Source organism: Thiocapsa rosea (assembly GCF_003634315.1).
GTDB lineage: Bacteria > Pseudomonadota > Gammaproteobacteria > Chromatiales > Chromatiaceae > Thiocapsa > Thiocapsa rosea.
Window position 1 is genome coordinate 1,850,962 of sequence record NZ_RBXL01000001.1, and the last position, 19,063, is coordinate 1,870,024.

At 66.1% G+C, this 19,063-nt stretch carries 13 protein-coding genes; 10 read left to right on the top strand and 3 right to left on the bottom strand.

What is annotated here, in order from left to right:
- Nucleotides 1-371: 371 nt before the first annotated feature.
- Both BDD21_RS08390 and BDD21_RS08395 read left to right on the top strand, forming a co-directional pair.
- The gene (locus BDD21_RS08390; protein WP_120796774.1) at nt 372-4,970 is read left to right on the top strand and encodes a DNA glycosylase AlkZ-like family protein; all 4,599 of its coding nucleotides are present in this window, start codon (nt 372-374) and stop codon (nt 4,968-4,970) included.
- Between the two features lie 757 nt (nt 4,971-5,727).
- Nucleotides 5,728-7,305, top strand: a complete 1,578-nt coding sequence (locus BDD21_RS08395; RefSeq protein ID WP_120796775.1) for an ATP-binding protein — start codon at nt 5,728-5,730, stop codon at nt 7,303-7,305.
- A 186-nt stretch (nt 7,306-7,491) separates the two neighbouring features.
- Here the strand turns inward: BDD21_RS08395 and nifA are convergent, their stop codons facing one another.
- Together nifA and nifL are read right to left on the bottom strand one after the other, a co-directional pair.
- The gene (gene nifA / locus BDD21_RS08400) at nt 7,492-9,072 is read right to left on the bottom strand and encodes a nif-specific transcriptional activator NifA (protein WP_120796776.1); all 1,581 of its coding nucleotides are present in this window, start codon (nt 9,070-9,072) and stop codon (nt 7,492-7,494) included.
- A gap of 16 nt (nt 9,073-9,088) precedes the next feature.
- Nucleotides 9,089-10,729: a nitrogen fixation negative regulator NifL gene (nifL, locus tag BDD21_RS08405; RefSeq protein WP_120796777.1), complete on the bottom strand. Its 1,641-nt coding sequence runs from the start codon at nt 10,727-10,729 to the stop codon at nt 9,089-9,091.
- Nucleotides 10,730-11,179: 450 nt separating this feature from the next.
- On the opposite strand from nifL, the gene rsxA reads away from it, so the two are divergent.
- From rsxA to BDD21_RS08445, 8 genes are all read left to right on the top strand, one after another.
- The gene (gene rsxA / locus BDD21_RS08410) at nt 11,180-11,755 is read left to right on the top strand and encodes an electron transport complex subunit RsxA (protein ID WP_120796778.1); all 576 of its coding nucleotides are present in this window, start codon (nt 11,180-11,182) and stop codon (nt 11,753-11,755) included.
- Nucleotides 11,756-12,010: 255 nt separating this feature from the next.
- Nucleotides 12,011-12,544 carry an electron transport complex subunit RsxB gene (gene rsxB / locus BDD21_RS08415; RefSeq protein WP_120796779.1) on the top strand — a complete coding sequence of 178 codons (534 nt, stop codon included), beginning with the start codon at nt 12,011-12,013 and terminating at the stop codon, nt 12,542-12,544.
- A 165-nt stretch (nt 12,545-12,709) separates the two neighbouring features.
- Nucleotides 12,710-14,269, top strand: coding sequence for an electron transport complex subunit RsxC (gene rsxC / locus BDD21_RS08420; protein ID WP_120796780.1), 1,560 nt, complete (start codon nt 12,710-12,712; stop codon nt 14,267-14,269).
- A 1-nt stretch (nt 14,270) separates the two neighbouring features.
- On the top strand, nt 14,271-15,362 hold the full coding sequence (locus BDD21_RS08425; RefSeq protein WP_120796781.1) for an RnfABCDGE type electron transport complex subunit D: 1,092 nt from the start codon (nt 14,271-14,273) through the stop codon (nt 15,360-15,362).
- Nucleotides 15,359-16,039: an electron transport complex subunit RsxG gene (gene rsxG, locus BDD21_RS08430; protein WP_120796782.1), complete on the top strand. Its 681-nt coding sequence runs from the start codon at nt 15,359-15,361 to the stop codon at nt 16,037-16,039. Before BDD21_RS08425 ends, rsxG begins: the two co-directional genes overlap by 4 nt.
- A 52-nt stretch (nt 16,040-16,091) precedes the next feature.
- Entirely contained in the window at nt 16,092-16,817 is a 726-nt protein-coding gene (locus BDD21_RS08435; RefSeq protein ID WP_120796783.1) for an electron transport complex subunit E, read from the top strand.
- Between the two features lie 43 nt (nt 16,818-16,860).
- Complete coding sequence (locus BDD21_RS08440; RefSeq protein ID WP_120796784.1) at nt 16,861-17,142, top strand: RnfH family protein; 282 nt, start codon at nt 16,861-16,863, stop codon at nt 17,140-17,142.
- 155 nt (nt 17,143-17,297) lie between these two features.
- Nucleotides 17,298-17,921: an NUDIX hydrolase gene (locus tag BDD21_RS08445; protein WP_120796785.1), complete on the top strand. Its 624-nt coding sequence runs from the start codon at nt 17,298-17,300 to the stop codon at nt 17,919-17,921.
- 51 nt (nt 17,922-17,972) lie between these two features.
- Here the strand turns inward: BDD21_RS08445 and BDD21_RS08450 are convergent, their stop codons facing one another.
- Nucleotides 17,973-19,046, bottom strand: coding sequence for a glycosyltransferase (locus tag BDD21_RS08450; RefSeq protein ID WP_120796786.1), 1,074 nt, complete (start codon nt 19,044-19,046; stop codon nt 17,973-17,975).
- Nucleotides 19,047-19,063 lie beyond the last annotated feature (17 nt).

The following is a 19,063-nucleotide window of genomic DNA, read 5'->3' on the forward strand; positions in this document are numbered from 1 at the left end:
CTTCTCCAGAGCGGAATGCGAAGCGCCCTGACCGGGAATCCGCCGGATTCGACGACCGTCGCGTTGCATGCCTCGCAGGTATTCTAAACCGCGCCCGGTGCGGTATGCGTTGTTTGTTGGAATGGCTTGGCCGCGCCGGCTCCGACGACTGTCGGAGCCGGCGCGATTTAAAATATTAATAAAGATTAAATTTTAAACCGCGTCGCGCCGAGATCGAGGAAGCCCCCGACGCTGAACACAGCGTGAAAATGACGCATTTCGCTCTGGACGCGGTTTAGTCCGACTGCGAGTCGATCGGGCATCGCGCATGACCTTGCCCTTGCCATGGTCGGCAGCTCGAAGACCGGACCCATCCCCCCCATGTGTCGGGCATGGATATATTCAGCCCCGCCACCCGCCGCTGGTTCGCGCAGAACTTCGATGCACCGACCGAGGTTCAGATCCGGGGCTGGGCCGTCATCGCCTCGGGCCGGCATGCCCTGATCACGGCCCCGACCGGCAGCGGCAAGACCTTGGCGGCCTTTCTCTGGGCGATCGATCGGCTGATGCAGGGCGGGCCGATCACCGATTCCAAGGCCGCTCCCGCCGGGATCCAAGTCCTCTACGTCTCGCCGCTCAAGGCCCTGGTCTACGACATCGAGCGCAACCTGCGCGCCCCGCTCGCCGGGATTGCGCGCGCGGCGGAGGCGACGGGCGTGCTGGTGCGTCTGCCGCGGGTCGGCATCCGCACCGGCGACACCCCGGCGAAGGAGCGGCAGCAGCAGATTAAGGATCCGCCCGAGATCCTGGTGACCACGCCCGAGTCCCTGTACCTGCTGCTCGGCTCCAAGGCTGCGGCCAACCTCACACGGGTTCATACACTCATTATCGACGAGGTGCACGCGCTCGCGCCGACCAAGCGGGGTGCGCATCTCGCCCTCTCCCTGGAGCGCCTGGCCGAGCGCTGCACAAGCGATCCTCAACGCATCGGGCTCTCGGCCACCGTGCGCCCGCTGGCCGAGGCCGCGCTCTATCTCGGGGGCGACCGGCCGGTCGAGATCGTCGACGCCGCCGCGCCGCCGAATCTCGATCTGCGCGTTCAGGTGCCGGTGCCCGACATGGAGCGCCCGCCCGAGACCCTCATGCTTCAGCCGGAAGGCGGATCTATCCTCGGCGAGCTGTATCGCCAAGCGAAGCCTCAGGCCCCCGCCGAGAAAGGACTGTGGTCGGCCATCCATCCGGCGATCCTCGCCGAGATCCGCGCGCATCGCTCGACCATCGTCTTCGTCAACAGCCGCGGGTTCTGCGAGCGGCTCTGCCAGCGCTTGAACGAGCTGGCCGAGGCGGACCCGGATTCGGACTCAGCCCCGGACGTTTTGGCCAAGGCGGACCGTCCCGAGCTGGTCCGCGCCCACCACGGCAGCGTCAGTCTCGAGCAGCGCACCCAGATCGAGGAAGGGCTCAAGCGCGGCGACCTCAAGGCCATCGTCGCCACCAGCTCGCTTGAGATGGGCATCGACATGGGCGGTGTCGATCAGGTCCTGCTGGTCGAGTCGCCCGGCTCGGTGGCGCGCGGCCTGCAGCGTGTCGGACGTGCAGGGCACGGGGTCGGGCAGGTCAGCACCGGGCGCATCTTCCCCAAGTTCCGGGGCGATCTTCTGGAATGCGCGGTGATCGGGGCGCGGATGCTCGCAGGCGAGCTGGAGCCCTTCCGGATGCCGCGCAACGCACTGGACGTGCTGGCCCAGCAGATCGCCGCCCACTGTGTCGAGACCGAGCGTTCGGTTGCCGACATCCATCGTCTGGCGACCCGTGCCGGTCCCTATCGCGAGCTGTCGCGCTCCGCACTGGAGGCGGTGCTGGATATGCTCTCGGGCCGCTATCCGTCGAGCGATTTCGCCGACCTCAAGCCTCTTCTGGTGTGGGACAGGACCGCGGATACGCTCGGCGTGCGCAAGGGCACCGCCATGATCACCCGCCTGAACGCCGGCACCATCCCGGATCGCGGCAACTATGCGGTGCATCTCGGCGAGGAAGGGCCGCGGATCGGCGAGTTGGACGAGGAGATGGTCTTCGAGACCAAGGCGGGCGACTGCGTCCTGCTCGGCGCCTCGACCTGGCGGGTCGAGGCCATCACGCGCGACCGGGTGCTGGTCTCGCCGGCACCGGGCGAGCCCGGCAGGTTGCCCTTCTGGCGCGGCGACGGTCCGGGGCGGCCGGTGGAGCTGGGACGGGCGGTCGGCGCCTTCACGCGAGCGGTCGCGGCCATCCCGGCGGAGCGTGCCGCCGACTGGATTCGGGAGCAAACGCCGCTGGATGCACTTGCGGCGGCGAACCTGGCGGCCTACATCCTGGATCAGCGCACCGCGACCGGCCAGGTGCCGAGCGACCGCACCATCCTCATCGAGCGCTTCCGCGACGAACTGGGCGACTGGCGCATCTGCATCCTCACCCCGTTCGGCGCGCGCATCCACGCCCCCTGGGCCATGGCCCTGCAATGGCATCTGGGGCGCCGCGAGGGCTTCGAGATCCAGATGATGTACACCGACGACGGCATCGTCTTGCGCCTCGCGGACGGCGAGACGCTGCCGGAGCTGACTGACCTCCTGCCCGCACCCGAGGAGCTGGACGACCGGGCCACCGAGCAGCTCGCCGACACCGCGCTCTTCGCCTCGCTCTTCCGCGAGAACGCCGCCCGCGCGCTGCTCCTGCCCCGCCGCTCGGCGAAGGGCCGCCAACCGCTCTGGGCGCAACGGCTCAAGGCGCAGAATCTGCTCGCGGTGGTGCGCCGCTATCCGGCCTTTCCGATCGTGCTCGAGACCTATCGACAGGCGCTCGGCGATGTCTTCGACCTCGCCGGTCTCAAGGACGTCTTGACCGGGATCCGCAACCGCTCGATCCGCGTCCACGAGGTCGAGACCCGCAGCGCTTCGCCCTTCGCGCGCTCGCTGGTCTTCGCCTACGTGGCCGCCTACATCTACGAACAGGACGCCCCACTCGCCGAGCGCCGTGCCCAAGCACTCACGCTGGATCGCGGTCTCCTCGCCGAGCTGCTGGGTCAGGCGGAGCTGCGCGAGCTGATCGATCCGGCGGTGCTCGATGATCTGGAACGGGAGCTTCAACACACGGCCGAGGGCCGCAAGGCGCGGGATGCCGACGAGCTGCATGACCTGCTGCGCAGGCTCGGCGATCTCTCGTCTGCGGAGCTGGAGGAGCGCACAGAGGGCGATCCCGCGCCCTGGCTCGCGACCTTGGCCGAGCAGCGCCGGGCGGTCGCGCTGCGGTTCATGGACGGACCCCGTTGGATCGCGGCCGAGGATGCCGGTCTCTATCGCGACGCCTTAGGTCTGGTCCCGCCGCCCGGTCTGCCCGATGCCTTCCTGGTCTCCGCGGATGCGCCGTTGGAGCATCTGCTGCACCGCTATGCACGCACGCACGGCCCCTTTCCGACACGCGACCCGGCCGCACGCTACGGTCTGAGGGCGACCCAGCTCGAACCCGTCCTGCGTCTTCTGGAGACGCGCGAGGAGTTGATCCGCGGCGAGATCCGACCGCTCGGCAGCGAGCCCGAGTGGTGCGACCCCGAGGTTCTGCGCCGCTTGCGCCGCCGCACCCTGGCCAAGGCGCGCGATGCAGTCGCCCCGGTCGATGCGGCGACCCTGGGTCGGTTCCTGCCCGCCTGGCATGGGATCGGCGAGGAGATCAAGGGACCGGATCGCCTGATGGAGGCGCTGCTTCAACTGGAGGGACTGAACGTGACCTGGTCCCAGCTCGATCGCGTGCTCCTGCCGGCCCGGGTGTCTGGTTACCGTTCGGAGGATCTGGACATGCTCGCCGCTACCGGACAGATCGTCTGGGTCGGACGCGGAGCGGCAGGCCCGAAGGACGGGCGGGTCGCGCTCTATCGGCGCGGTAGCCCCGATCTGGGTGTCGTCGATAGCGAACCGAGTCACTCGGATCGGCCAAGTGCTTCCTCGGATGCGGTCGTGGATACGGCAACGCGCGATACCGCCGCGGACGCTCCCGACGTCCGCCGGATCCTGCTCGACCACCTGCGCACACGCGGGGCCTCCTTCCTCATGGAGCTGATGCAGGCCCTCGAACGTGCCGGGCTCAAGCTCGGCAAGGACGCCTTCGAGTCCGCACTCTGGGATTTGGTCTGGGCCGGCGAGATCACCAACGACACCTTCGCGCCCCTGCGTGCGCTCGGCGGGACACGCGCACCCAAGCGCGGTCGCGGCGTCACCTTGGCTGGCGGGCGCTGGTCACGCGTGGCCGATCTGCGATGCGATGCGAGCGACACCGAGCGCCTGCTCGCCCGCGCCCGGATCCTGCTCGAACGCTACGGCGTGGTCAGCCGCGAGGCGGTGCAGGCCGAGGGCATCCCGGGAGGCTTCGGGCCGCTCTATCGGGTCTTCAAACAGATGGAAGAGGGCGGACAGGTCCGCCGGGGTTATTTCGTCGAGGGGCTATCCGGTGCGCAGTTCGCCCTGAACGGCGCGATCGATCGACTGCGCAGCGCCCGGATCGAGGAGATCCCGATCGAGGGTTTCGGCGCTGACGCGGTCCGGATCCTCGCCGCGATCGACCCGGCCAATCCCTTCGGTGCGCTCCTGCCTTGGCCCGACCACGCCGGCGGTCCGCCACCTAAACGCATCAACGGCGCCTACCTGATCCTAGTCGCCGGCAAGCCGGTGCTCTATCTCGGCTCGGGCGGGCGCCAATTGACGCGGTTTCCCGGCTCGATCAGCGAAGAAGGCGGCGAATTGGCCCTTGCGCTCGCGGCCCTGCATCGCGTCCCGCAGCGTGGGCGCAAGCGCCTTGCCATCCAACAGATCGACGGTCTCCCGTCGCTTGAGTCACCGCTGCGCGAGGCCCTGCTTCATGCCGGCTTCGAATCCGATTACGACGCGCTCGTCCCGGTGCGTGGTTACCCCGCCGGCATCGGCCGGGACCCGAACGCCGTGGCCTGCGCGGGACCACGCCGCTGACGCATGGGCGTCATTTCTTGCCGTCGGTTCGGTCGTGGTCCGGTGCAATCGTCAACAGACGCATGAACTCGCCATCCCGGTAGGCCGTGGCTCGACGTGACCGAGTCACTCTGAGCGAATAGATGGCAGGCACACCGGATGGTGGACGAACGCTGACGATTTTTCTACTGGCAACGGTCAATCCGCGGTCGACCTGGCCTACGCGACTGCGACGGCATCTGCGGGAGTTTCCGGAGTTGTCCCGCCTTGGGATCGATCTGCGAGGGTTGGGTGCACCAGCGGACTGGGAAGATGCCTGGTGAAAAACTTCAGGATGCCGGAAAGCTGACTTCTATCGACTGAAAAACTGAGAGGAAACAAAAAACCCCTCAGCGATCTCCCCGCCGGAGCGGCTCGACCGAGAGGGGCCGTGTTGTCGATAACGATAGTGTGAAATCGGCACAGAATCAACCACGAGGCTTCGCGGAGCGCCTGATGGATGTGCTCCTCCAGCTCGATGGCCGAACAGTCACCTGATCCCGGCTCAATCCTGTGCTTCTGCCGGCCCGGGTGCCGGGCTACCCAGTTCGCCCGGAACTTGCGGGACCTTTAAGTTCTGTCCGCGGTTCAGCTCCTGCACACTGACGATGGTGCCGCATTCGACGGGGCCACCTGGCGTGACGAGACGCCGTCACCTTCGCGTGTCGGCAGCATGCCCTTCCGAACGCATATGGTAATTTGACGCTCGGTCCGCCGCGACAGCCCCGGAGTTGTTTCCATGCGTTTCTTCAACACCGAAGGCCCGATCAAGCAAGACAAGCATTATTTCCTTCCGCCGCTGGAGCGGTGGGATCTGGCGCAGGTGCTTACGCTCATCGATCAGGAGAAATACTTCCTCCTGCATGCCCCTCGGCAGACCGGCAAGACGACCTGTCTGCTGGCGCTGATGGAGTATCTGAATCGGGAAGGGCGTTATCTGGCGCTCTACGCCAATATCGAGACGGCGCAGCCCGCGCGCGAGAATGTGGAATTGGCGATGACGGGCATCGTGCAGACGCTGGCGAACAGCGCACACTTCTGGCTCGGCGACTCCGCGCCACAAGCTCTGGCGCGCGAGGTGCTCGCCGAGCAGTCGGCTACGGTCGCGCTGGGTCAGTTTCTCGCCCGCTGGTGCGCGCAGTCGCCGCGGCCGACCGTCCTGCTTCTGGACGAGGTGGATGCGCTGGTCGGCGACACGCTCATCTCGCTGCTGCGCCAGTTGCGTGCGGGCTATTCCCAGCGCCCCACGGGTTTTCCGCAGACCGTGATCCTCTGCGGGGTGCGGGATCTGCGCGACTATCGCATCCATTCCAGCTCCGAGGCGCCGATCACCGGCGGCAGTGCGTTCAACATCAACATCAAGGCCAAGTCGCTGCGCTTGGGCGATTTCAATGCCGCGGAGGTCAGGGCGCTGTTGCAGGAGCACACCGCCGAGACCGGCCAAGTCTTCGCGCCCGAGACATTGGATCGGGTGTGGACTCTGACCCAAGGCCAACCCTGGCTGGTCAACGCGCTGGCCTACGAGACCTGTTTCGAGATGCCCGAGGGCCGTGACCGCAGCCGCCCGATCGGGTTGGAGATGATCGAGCAGGCCAAGGAGAACCTTATCCTGCGCCGGGTCACGCATCTGGATCAGCTGGCCGACAAGCTGCGCGAGCCGCGTGTGCGCCGGGTCATCGAGCCGATGTTGGCCGGGACCGCCTTGGGCGAGGTGCCCGAGGACGACATCCAATACCTCATCGATCTCGGTCTCTGCCGGATGGCGCCGGGTCGGGGCCTGACGATCGCCAATCCGATTTACCGCGAGGTCCTGCCCCGAATTTTGACCTTCACACCTCAGGCGTCCCTGCCGCAGATCGCCCCGACCTGGCTGAATCCGGACGCCAGCCTGAACGCCGACCGTCTCCTGAGCGCCTTCCTGGTCTTCTGGCGCCAACACGGCCAACCTCTCTTGGGCAGCGCCGCCTACCATGAGATCGCCCCGCATCTGGTTCTCATGGCCTTTCTGCATCGCGTGGCCAACGGCGAGGGCACGTTGGAACGCGAATATGCAATCGGTTCAGGCCGGATGGATCTGTGCCTGCGTTACGGAGCGGTCACGCTCGGCATCGAGCTGAAGGTCTGGCGCGACGGTGCGCCCGATCCGTTGGCCGAGGGGTTGGTGCAGTTGGATGGGTATCTCGCCGGTCTCGGGCTCGACGCCGGCTGGCTCGTGATCTTCGACCGCCGCGCCGGCCAACCGCCGATCGCCGAGCGCACGGGCAGCGTCGAGACGCGCAGCCCGCAGGGCAGACACATCCGCGTGGTGCGGGCTTAAACCGCGCTCAGTGCGGTATGCGATGCTTCTGGATGGGATCGGCCTCGGCAGACTTGACGATCGTTGGAGTTGGCGCGGTTTAAGATATTAAAAAATATAGTATTTTAAATCGCGTCTCCACAAAGGGATGTGGGTGCGGCAAACGTCGAACTCACTCGAAGATGAGCATCTCGCTCTGGACGCGGTTTAAAATTGCCGCATCTTGATATTGAGCGTCTGGATCCGGTAAGCGATCTGACGCGGCGTCATGTTGAGCAGTCGTGCGGCCTTGGCCTGGACCCAGCCGGCCTCTTCCAACGCGGCGATCACCCGCTCGCGCTCGTCGATGTCGGGGTCGTTGAAGTCGATCGTGGAGATCTTCGCAGGCGTGGCCGGGAGCGGCTCGCTCGCGAGTGCGGCCACGTTCAGACCCGTCAGCTCGATCACGGCGCGATCGATGACCCCCTGTTCGCTCATGACCGCGGCGCGCTCCATGCAGTTCTCGAGCTCGCGGACGTTGCCGGGCCAGTCGTGTCGCATCAGGATGCGCAGGGCGCTGTCGGTGATCGAGAGCTCGCGTCCCTGCATCCGCGAGACCTTCTCCACGAGAAAGCGGGCGAGGTCCGGGATGTCCTCGATGCGCTCGCGCAGCGCGGGCATGCGTATGGGCATGACATTCAAGCGATAATAGAGATCCTCGCGGAATTCGCCGGCACGTACCTCGGCCTCGAGGTCGCGATTGGTCGCGGCGATGACGCGGACATCGACCTTGAGGGTGCGACCGCCGCCGACCCGTTCGAACTCGCCCTCCTGCAACACGCGCAGCAGTTTCGCCTGAAAGGCAGGCGTGATCTCGCCGATCTCGTCGAGAAAGAGGGTGCCGCCGTCGGCCTGCTCGAACCGACCCTTGCGCTGGCTGATCGCGCCGGTGAAGGCGCCCTTCTCATGCCCGAACAGCTCGGATTCCAGCAGATTGTCGGGCAAGGCCGCGCAGTTGAGCTTGACGAAGGCGGCACGGGCGCGCGGCGAGTTGTAATGGATGGCGTTGGCGATCAACTCCTTGCCGGTGCCCGATTCGCCCCGAATCAGGACGGTCGTATTCCACTTCGCGACTTGGCGCACCTGATCGAAGACCAGGCGCATGGTGTCCGTGTGTCCGATGATGCTGTCGAATCCGTGAGTGCCTTTGACCTCGCGGCGGAGCTTGTCGCGCTCCTCGCGCAAGGCTTGTTGCTCGGCCTCGACGCTGCGGGCCAGACGCACCGCTTGGCCGATCAGATTGGCGACCATCTCCAGAAAACGTGCACGCTCCTCGAGCAGCCCGTCGGCTACGGGAGGCTGGGCCGCAAAGACCCCGATCGCACCGCCTTCGCCGAGTCGGATCGGGACACCGATGAAGGGCAGGTCCGGATCGTAGAGACTGAGTCGATCGAGGAAGCGTGGCTCGTCGCCGATGCGCGGCACGATCCAGGGCCGATTCCGGGAGAGGATGCTGCCGATCACGCCCTCGCCGGGCTGATAGGCGATGCGGTCGGTCGCGTGGGGGTCGTCGGTGTGAAGCGCGCGGATCAAGAGTTCGCCGCGATCCTCGCTCAGCAGACTGACCATCCCGTGTTGAAGGCGCCCGCGCTCGTGCAGGACGCCGAGCACCTCGCTCAGGGTCTGGCGCAGATCGAGCGAACGGCTGAGCACCGAGCTCACCTCGAAGAGTGCGCCCAGTTGGGATTCGAGCAGATCCAACCGGCAGGCCTGCTCGGCGCTGCCGGGGACGGGATAGTCGGCATTCATGAGGGTTCGTGCAAGCTCAGTCGTCGTCGGGGACGGCGGTCAGTGACAGGCGAATGCGGCAGCCATCGGTCATCGTCGGGTCGACCTCGATACTGCCTCCGTGGGCGTTGACGATCTCTTGACTGAGCGCGAGACCCATACCGGCCTTGCCGCGACGGTTGCGCCAACCGATGTAGAAGGGCTCGAAGACCTTATAGCGGTCTTCGGCCGGGATCCCCGCGCCGTTGTCTTCGATCTCGACCTCAACGGCCTCGTCGACCCGGCGGGTGGTCAGGCGCAGCTCGCGGTGCGCGCGGTTGGTCTCGCAGAGTGCCTGAATGGCATTGTCGATCAGGTGCTTGAACAAGGCGCGTAGCTGGTTCTTGTGGCCAGGCAGCTCGGGTAGAACATGCGCCGGGCGCCAGTCGACCACGATTCCGGTGGCCAAGAGGCGGTCGGTCTCCAGCTCCAGGACCTGGCGCAGGAGTTCGTTGACGTTGACCATGACCCCGGCCTCGCGCGGCTCCTCGGGCAGTGCCGAGGTCAGGGTCGCGAGTGCTTTGGCGCCGGAGACGCTGATCTGGTCGAGCATCCCGGCGAGGGTGTCGACGTTGCCGGCACCGCCGCGCACCATGGCCGCAGCGGCGTTGATGACGTTGAGCGGCACCTGAATCTGATAGATGGCCGCAGCGAGTGCCTCGCGCATCCCGTGCATCAGCTGTTGCTCGGCGAGTCGGGCGCGCAGGTTTTCCAGATGGGCGCGCTCGATCTCGCGCCGCCGTGCGGTGACCTCGCTTGCGAGCAGCAACAGGCGCCGGTCACCGGGGACCTGGCGACCGAAATAGGTCCGGGCGCTGGCGTCGCTCTCCTCGACCGGTGTCCCGGAGCAGGCGAACCAGCGTGGTCCCATTGAACCGGGGATCTCGATGGCGACCTCGACATCCTTGAAGCCGCGCCCCTCCAAACAGGCCGCAAAGGCATCCACGCCGAGCTGCTCGCTGACCGCCGCGCGAAGGACATCGGCCGGTTCTTTGCCGCGCAGATCCCCGAGCAGCTTTTTGTATTCCTGATTGTCCAGGATGATCCGGCCCTTGCTGTCGAGCAGGACGACGATCACCGGGGCCGCATCCAGGACGGTCTCGATGCGGGCCTTCTGTTGACGCAGCGCCCCCTCGAGCTCGTGGACCTTGGTCGCGTCGCGATGCATCCCGAGGAAGTACTGAAGATCCCCGTCGCGATCCAGAACCGGGGAGATGATCAGCTCCGCCAGATAGTCGAGGCCCGCCTTCGTGCGGTTCACCAGGGTGCCGGTCCAGGTCTCTTTGCGTTGGATGGTTCGCCACAGCTGCTGATAGACGCTCAGCGGCGTCGCGTTGCTCGAGAGGATCGACTCGTTCTGTCCCAGGACCTCCTCGCGGCTGTATCCCGTCAAGGTTTCGAAGGCATGATTCGCGTAGAGGATCGCCGCCTTGTGGTCCGTGATGGAGATGGCCACGGGCGACTGCTCGACCGCTTCGAAGAAGAGTCGAGGAGGCAGCGGATCCAGCGCATTACCCCCCATGAGCGTCAGCGCCTCGACAACCTCGATCGGGGTCCCGTCGGGCGGCGAGGCTAAAAACTCGCCGAGCGCGTTGATGACGACCTGCTGGACGGTGCCCGGGGCTTCTCGGACCGGCACGGCGCTCTCCTGAATCCTGTTCGTAAGGAAATTCTACAGCAATTGCGATGCCATCGCCGACAGATGCGGGCCGCTCTAGAGGGACGATCCCGGGTCTGCTCGGACGGCGCAGCATTCTCGGCGGTGCCGCGCCTTCGCCTCTGTCGATACCCCTGTCAGTTTTACGACATTTCCATGCGACTGCAACCGGGATTTCTGTTGTCACCGCGACAGCCCGGCTTCGAAGGTATCACGCCCGGGAGGACGCCGGCCGCGCCTGCGGGATGTCGACTGTTCCGTTCCACCCGCCTTCCCGGGGACGTCAATCCATTGATGATGAGACGATATTTCAGTGTCCGGCAGCTCCTGGAGCGATCGTGGATCGGCCCGGTACGCGCGTCCCATTCGGCAGCTGGCACCGCATTTGCTGATGCCGTGACATCAAGGTCGCGACGCAAGGGCGTTCACCGTATGGGCGAGTATGTGATGCTGATTCTCGGCACCGCGTTGGTCAACAACGTCGTGCTGGTCAAGTTCCTGGGGCTCTGCCCCTTCATGGGCGTGTCGAACAAGCTCGACTCCGCCTTGGGGATGGGATTGGCCACCACCTTCGTGCTGACCTTGGCCGCGGTCGCGAGCTGGCTGCTCGAATGGTTTGTGCTCCAGCCGCTGGATATCGGCTTCCTGCGCATCCTGACCTTCATCCTGGTGATCGCTGCGGTCGTGCAGTTTACCGAGATGGCCGTGCGCAAGCTCTCGCCCGCGCTCTATCAGGTGCTGGGGATCTTCCTCCCGCTGATCACCACCAACTGCGCCGTACTGGGCGTGGCCCTGTTGAATGTTCAAGAGGAGCACGGATTCCTCCAAAGCGTTCTCTACGGATTCGGCTCGGCGCTCGGGTTCACCTTGGTGATGTTGCTCTTCGCCGGCATGCGCGAGCGACTGGCGCTGGCCCAGGTCCCGGCGGCCTTCAGCGGAACGCCGATCGCGTTTATCGCTGCCGGGCTCTTGTCGCTGGCCTTCATGGGCTTTGCCGGGCTGGCGTGAAACTCCGGAACGCGACCGGCGCGACAGGCAAGGATCGAAGACGCGCTTGATCTTTTGTGCGGTCAATGGCCGTCGCAGGACGCGTTCCGGAGGATGAAAAATCGATGGATGCGGCTCGCTGCTCGGCCACGACGCTGTTCGAGACGGATGCCCACAGGGTTCGGGTCGGGTTTCGGAAGGCATCGGACCGGCAGCTCCCTGGCCGCGTAGCCGGCCGCCATCGGCATGACGGATTCTTAATCGAGACACACTACGATGATTGCCGCGATCTTCAGCCTTACGACTCTCGGTTTGATCTTGGGCTGGCTCCTTGGCCTCGCCGCGCGCTACCTGAAGGTCGAGGGCAATCCACTCGCCGAGCGGGTCGTCGAGCTGCTGCCCGGCTCCCAGTGCGGTCAATGCGGTTACCCCGGATGTACGCCGGCGGCGGACGCGATCGCCTCGGGTGCAGCCCCCGTAACCATCTGTCCGCCTGGCGGACGCGCGCTGGCGGAGGAGCTCGCGGGTGTGCTCGGGGTCAGTGTCGACCTGTCCGGCGTTGCCGACAAGGCGCCGGCGATCGCGCACATCCACGAGAACCTCTGCATCGGCTGCTGCAAGTGCTTCAAGCGCTGCCCGACCGACGCGATCATGGGGGCCAACAACATGATCCACAGCGTCTTCGCCGATGCCTGTACCGGCTGCGAGCTGTGCTTCGACGTCTGCCCGACCGAATGCATCGAGATGCGTCCGGTCACGCCGACCCTACAGACCTGGTATTGGACGAAGCCGAGCGCGCTGGCGGCATGAGGCTGGCCGGGTGAGCCGTTCGACTGCCAGCCGCCAGCCGCCAGCCGCCAGCTTCGGTTTAGTCGAAGGCAGGAGGCAGGAGGCAGGAGGCAGGAGGCCGGAGGCAGGAAGCACTCCCGCGCAACGCCCTAAAGATCGTGACGCAGAGGTAAGAAAGGCCCGACTATGAAACTCTTCAAGATCCGCGGCGGCGTGCATCCGCATGACAACAAGCACCTCGCGGCCGGTCAGGCGATCGAGAATCTGCCGATGCCGGCGCTGTTGCATATTCCACTGCAACAGCACATCGGCGCGCCTGCCAAGCCGGCCGTGCAGCGTGGTCAGCAGGTGGCCAAGGGCGAGTTGCTTGCACTCAGCCAGGGCGCCATCTCGGCGCCGGTTCACGCGCCGACCTCGGGTCGGGTGATGGGGGTCGGCAGCTACCCGGCGCATCATGCCTCGGGGCTCTCGGTACGGACCGTGACCCTGAAGCCCGACGGCGAGGATCGTTGGTCCGACGAGATTCAAGGTGTTCCCGATCCCTTTGCACTCGCGCCCGAGGAGATCGCTGCGCGGGTCGCGGCGGCCGGCATCGTCGGGATGGGCGGGGCGACCTTCCCGTCCGCGGTGAAACTCAATCTGCGTACCCGCTACCGTCTGCACACCCTGGTGATCAACGGGGCTGAATGCGAGCCCTATCTGACCTGCGACGATCGGCTCATGCGCGAGCAAGCCGAGGAGGTCATCGACGGGATCCGCATCATGGCGCACGCCTTGGGGGTCGACCGGATCATCGTCGCCATCGAGAACAACAAGCCGGAGGCGCAGGCCGCGATGGCGCTGGCCGCCTCGATGGATCCGCGGATCCGCATCGCCCGTCTGCCGACGCGGTATCCGATGGGGTCCGAGAAACATCTGGTGCAGGCCCTGACCGGTCGCGAGACCCCGGCGCGCGGACTGACCGCCGACATCGGCGTGGTCGTGCACAACGGCGCCACCGCCTTCGCGGTCCACGAGGCGCTGCGCTTGGGTCGGCCGCTGGTCTCGCGCGTGGTGACCGTCAGCGGCGGTGCTGTCTCGCGCCCGGGTAACCTGCGCGTGCCTCTCGGAGCGCGTGTGCAGGATCTGCTCGAGCATTGCGGTGGATTCGCCCAGCAGCCGGCACAGCTGATCAGCGGCGGACCCATGATGGGCCAACCGCTGCCGAGCACGCGCGTCCCCATGGTGAAGGGCAGCAACGGCGTGTTGGCGCTCACGACGGCCGAGGTGGCGCGGCACGAGCCCATGCCCTGTATCCGCTGCGCGACCTGCGTACAGGCCTGTCCCTGCGGACTGGTCCCGCTCGACATGGCCGCCCACACGCGGGCAGGCGATCTGGACGGTGCCGTGAGCCTCGGCCTGATGGACTGCATCGGCTGCGGATCCTGCGCCTATGTCTGCCCGGCCCATATCCCGCTGGTGCAGTACTTCAACTATGCCAAGGGCGAGATGGCCGCGCGGGGGCGGGCCAAGCAGAAGATGACCGAGACCAAGCGGCTGGCCGCGCAGCGCACCGCCCGGATGGAGGCGATCAAGCAGGCCAAGCGCGAGGCGATGGCCAAGCGCAAGCGCGAGGCGGCGGCCAAAAAGGCTGCCGAGACAGCGGCAGCCGATGCCGCGGTCATGGCACCCGGTGCGGCAGCCGATGCCGCGGTCATGACACCCGGTGCGGCAGCCGAGCCGCCGGCTACGACGGCGGAGGCCTGAGATGCAGATCGAGACACCGGCCTCGAGCGCCGGCCCCTTCGCCCACGAACGCAGCAGCATTCAGCGCACCATGGCCCTGGTGATGCTGGCGCTCTTGCCGGCGACCCTCTTCGGCTTCTGGCAGTTCGGCTGGCCGGCGATCTTTCTCTTCTTCGCCACGATCGGGACCGCGCTTCTTGCCGAGTCGGCTTGTCTGAAGCTCGCCGGCAAGCCCCAGCGCCTTTACCTGCTCGACGGCTCGGCACTGCTCGCAGCCTGGCTGCTTGCGGTGAGTCTGCCGCCCTGGGCACCCTGGTGGATCGGCGCGATCGGTGCGGTGATCGCGATTGTGGTCGCCAAGCACGTCTTCGGCGGACTGGGTCAAAACCTCTTTAATCCGGCGATGGTGGCGCGGGTGGCCCTGTTGATCTCCTTTCCCCTGGAGATGACCAACTATGTCCAGCCCATGCCGCTGTTTTCCGCCGATGCACCGGGATTGATGCAGAGTGTAGGGATCAGTCTCGGTCAACCGGGCTTCGATGCCGTCTCGGGCGCGACCCTTCTCAGCCATGTCCGCACCGAGCTGAGTCAGGGCATGAGTCTGTCCGAGATCATCCCCGGCATCGCCCACCTGGTCTCGGGCGCCGTCGGGACCATCGCCGGCAGCATGGGCGAGACCTCGGCCCTGCTCATCCTGCTCGGCGGGCTTTTCCTGCTCGCCAAGCGCGTCATCACCTGGCACACGCCGGTGGCCATGATCGGCAGCCTCGCGATCCTCGCCACCCTGATGAATCTCTACGACCCCGAGCAATACGCCGGCGCCCTCTATCACATCGTCTCGGGTGCGACGCTGCTGGTGGCCTTCTTTATCGCGACCGACCCGGTCACCTCGCCCGTCTCCAAGATGGGCCAGATCCTCTTCGGGGCCGGCTGCGGGGTTCTCGTCTATGTCATCCGGACCTGGGCCGGCTACCCGGAGGGTGTGGCCTTCGCCATTCTCCTCATGAACGCCTGCACGCCGATGATCGACCATTATATTCGGCCGCGTATCTACGGCCGCGATCGCCGCGGCACGCCGATCGAATACGCCGACAACGCCGAGATGCGCAAATGACGACCGTCGCCCAACCCAGCTATCGAAAACGCATCGGCTACCAGGCGGGTCTGCTCGGGGGCTTCACCCTGATCGCCGCGGCTCTTCTGGTGATGGGCGATATCGCCACGCGCGACACCATCGCACTACGCAAGGCCGAGGATCTCAAGGCTTCACTCGCGCAGGTGATCCCGCCCGCAATCCACGACAACGACCTGCTGGCCGATCCGCTCACGCTGGAAGGTCCTGACGGCGCACCCCTGACCGTGTATCGCGCGCGAGAAGGCCTCCAGGTGACGGGTGTCGCCTATCGGGTCACCGGTGTCGGCTATGCCGGAACGATCGAGCTGCTGCTCGGGCTCGACGCCGCCGGGACCGTCTTGGGGACACGGGTCCTCTCGCATGCGGAGACGCCCGGTCTCGGGGACAAGATGGAAGTCGCCAAAGGCGACTGGATCTTGGCCTTCGACGGGCTGAGTCTCGGCAATCCGCCGGCGGAGCGCTGGGCGGTGAAGAAGGACGGCGGCGACTTCGACCAGTTCACCGGGGCCACCATCACGCCGCGCGCGATCCTCGGGGCACTGCGCGGCGGACTGGAGTTTTTCGCCAAACACCGCGACACCCTAACCGCCTCCGCGGTCGTTCAGGTCGACACGCCGGACGCGGCGCGCACCCAAGCCCCTGTGCGGCAGCCCTGAGTCGGGCGTCGCGCCGTAGAGATCTTTTCGGGACAGATTGCATCGAGGCGATATGAGCACAGCGACAGCCACGGCGAAAGCCGCACCCACAGGCGAGAAGAACCGAACCCGATGGGGCCGGATCGCGCGCGACGGATTCTGGGACAACAACGTGGTCTTCGCCCAGTCGCTCGCCCTTTGCCCGCTGCTCGCCGTGACGGGTACGGCGACCAACGGGCTCGGGATGGGGCTCGCGACCACCGCGGTGATGGTGGCCTCCGGGCTGATCATCTCCACGTTGCGCGGCCTGATCACGCCCGAGGTGCGGATCCCGGTCTTCGTGCTGATCATTGCCGTCCTGGTCACCCTGGTGGACCTGGGGCTCAACGCCTGGCTGCACGATCTGCACAAGGTCCTGGGTCTCTTTATCCCCTTGATCGTGACCAACTGCGCGATCCTGGGCCGGGCCGAGTCCTTCGCCTCGCGCAATCCAGCGATGCCGGCGGCCTTCGACGGGCTGATGATGGGCGTGGGCTTTACCTTCGTCCTGGTCGTGCTCGGTGCGATCCGCGAGATCATCGGCAGCGGGACGCTGTTCGCCAACGCCGAGCTGCTGCTCGGGGAAGGGATGGCCTTTCTGGAGCTGACCCTGATTCCGGAATACCGCGGTTTCCTGCTTGCGATCTTGCCGCCCGGCGGATTCCTGGCGCTCGGTTTCATGCTCGCCGGCAAGCGTCTGATCGACGCCCGAGTCGCCGCAATCAAGCAGCGCGCAACACCTGCCGCTGCGACCGCCTGAGTCGTTTCACCGAACCTCGTCTGACGTTTTGAGGGTCTGATCCATGCATGTCGGAGTTGCCTACGCGGATAAGTTCAAGCAGACCTGGCTGAAGCTCGATGTCCCGGACGGAAGCACCGCGCGCGATGCGATCGAGCGCTCGGGCCTGCTCGACCAGTTTCCCGAGATCGATCTGGCGGAAAACAAGGTCGGCATCTTCGGGCGGTTGATCAAGCTCGAGACCCGTCTGAGCGATGGTGATCGGGTGGAGATCTACCGGCCGATTACGGCCGACCCGGAGACCGTCGAGCGACGCGACCAGGTCGGCGAGGGCGATGCCGACTAAACCGCGCCCGGCGCGGTTTAAACACTGATCGTGCAGGCGGCTCGAGGTGGCCCGTTTGATTCGGTATCCGCCTTCTCGTAGCATCGTGTGCAGGTTTCTTACCCCGTCCGCCGCCACCTTCGGCCGGCAGAATGGGTTCAACGCAGAGACGCGCGATGCTGTCTGGGCTGACACACTGGATCGAACGGCGACCGGCGCTGCATCGCGTCGCACTCCGTCTGTGGCGCCTCTTTCCGCCGAGACTGGCTGGCCTGCTCAAGCGTTTCATGGCCCGCGACTGGATCGTCGGCGCGGTCGGCGTTGTGCTGGATACGAGCCGGTCGCCGCCCGAGGTTCTCCTGATCGAGCACAGTTATCGCCGGCGTGGTGCCTGGGGCCTGCCGGGCGGGTCACTGGAAGCCATGCCGCAGCGTCCGCGCGACGCCAAGGACACCGGGCTGCCGGACGATGTGCTCGAGCGTACCATGGAGCGCGAGGTCGTCGAGGAGCTCGGCATCGATGTGACCGGGATCCACTTGCTGCGGGTCGATGCGATGCCGTTCATCGAGGAGGAGCCGGGGTCGAATCGGCTCGATTTCTATTTCGTCTGCCAGCCCGCGATGGGCTTCGAGGCGCTGCGTCGGCAGATCGATTCGGGTGCCTTTGTTGCACGCTCCCCCGAGGTGACGAGCGCCCGGCTGGTGCCGCTGAGCGAGCTCGAGCGCTACGATCTCTATTCCCCGCACGCCCGTCTCCTGCGGATCGATCTGCCGCGATTGCGTCCCGAGCTTGCCGCGTAAGTACGCGGATTGCCGGGTGCCCGTAGGCGGCTCGGTGCGGCGAGGTTGCCCTCAGCCTGCAAGCTCCCGATACAGGGCCAGATATTGATCCAGGATCGCATCGCGACTGAAGTCGCGCTGTACCCGGATATGGCCTCGCTCGGCGAGGCCCGACATGAGTGTCGGGTCGGACACGACCTCGCGAATCCCCTCGGCGAGCCCGGCCGCATCCGCGCAAGGCACGGTCCACCCGTCCTCGCCATGCCGCACGATCTCCCGCGCCCCCCGAAAGTTGGCGGTTACCAAGGGCTTGCGCCACGCCCAAGCCTCCAGGATGACATTGCCCATCGGCTCCTCGTCCAAGGACGGGAAGACGACGAGATCCGCCATCTGCAGATAGGGCGAGGGATCCTTCTGCCAGCCGGTCCAGAGGATACGCTTCTCCTGCCCGACCTCGATCGTCTGACGATGCAGCGCCGGCCCCAAGGGTCCGTCGCCGACGATGATCAGACGCAACGGTCGTCCATCGATCGTCTCCGGGAGCCGGGCCATGGCATCGACGAGGTGCCGGTGTCCCTTGAAGCCGACCAGCCTCCCCAAGGTGACCATCACCCACGCCTCGTCCGGAACGCCATGCCGAGCGCGTAGCTCGGCCACCTGCTCAGGCGCCACCGGATGCACCGGCTCGGCGAAGTTGTAGATGTGATGGACCCGATCGGCCGGCAGGCCGTTTTGGATCATCCAATCGCAGAGCTGCTTGGTGTTGCCGATCCAGCCGTGGGCGTGGCGAAAAGGCCCGAGTGTGTAATAGCCGCCCAGCCGTGCGAGATGAATCGGTCCTTTCGGTAGGCTCAGGTGCGTGAGCCGTGTAGCCCGCCCCATATAGGTCTGGACGATGTCCGGTTGAACCCGGCCGATGGTGCGCGAGACGGCATCGCGCGAGAGCGGATCCCAGGTGGTGAGAAAGGGCAGGCGATGGACCTGGAGAGATCCGTAGGCGAGGGCGTCGAGCCCGCTGCCGCGGCGGATCGCCAAGTCGACCGGGGCTCCGCGCTCGGCAAGCGCAAGACTGAAGCGGATCGCCCAGCGCTCGGCACCGCCGAGGGCCTTGCTGGCGACCATTTGGAGACTAGATGGATCTGACATAGATAGCTGGAGTCGTT

Bases quoted from the DNA above. Each gene is read 5' to 3' on its own strand.
- BDD21_RS08390 (WP_120796774.1), top strand. From the start codon at position 372: ATGGATATATTCAGCCCCGCCACCCGCCGCTGGTTCGCGCAGAACTTC.
- BDD21_RS08395 (WP_120796775.1), top strand. From the start codon at position 5,728: ATGCGTTTCTTCAACACCGAAGGCCCGATCAAGCAAGACAAGCATTAT.
- nifA (WP_120796776.1), bottom strand. From the start codon at position 9,072: ATGAATGCCGACTATCCCGTCCCCGGCAGCGCCGAGCAGGCCTGCCGG.
- rsxA (WP_120796778.1), top strand. From the start codon at position 11,180: ATGGGCGAGTATGTGATGCTGATTCTCGGCACCGCGTTGGTCAACAAC.
- rsxB (WP_120796779.1), top strand. From the start codon at position 12,011: ATGATTGCCGCGATCTTCAGCCTTACGACTCTCGGTTTGATCTTGGGC.
- rsxC (WP_120796780.1), top strand. From the start codon at position 12,710: ATGAAACTCTTCAAGATCCGCGGCGGCGTGCATCCGCATGACAACAAG.
- BDD21_RS08425 (WP_120796781.1), top strand. From the start codon at position 14,271: ATGCAGATCGAGACACCGGCCTCGAGCGCCGGCCCCTTCGCCCACGAA.
- rsxG (WP_120796782.1), top strand. From the start codon at position 15,359: ATGACGACCGTCGCCCAACCCAGCTATCGAAAACGCATCGGCTACCAG.
- BDD21_RS08435 (WP_120796783.1), top strand. From the start codon at position 16,092: ATGAGCACAGCGACAGCCACGGCGAAAGCCGCACCCACAGGCGAGAAG.
- BDD21_RS08440 (WP_120796784.1), top strand. From the start codon at position 16,861: ATGCATGTCGGAGTTGCCTACGCGGATAAGTTCAAGCAGACCTGGCTG.
- BDD21_RS08445 (WP_120796785.1), top strand. From the start codon at position 17,298: ATGCTGTCTGGGCTGACACACTGGATCGAACGGCGACCGGCGCTGCAT.
- BDD21_RS08450 (WP_120796786.1), bottom strand. From the start codon at position 19,046: ATGTCAGATCCATCTAGTCTCCAAATGGTCGCCAGCAAGGCCCTCGGC.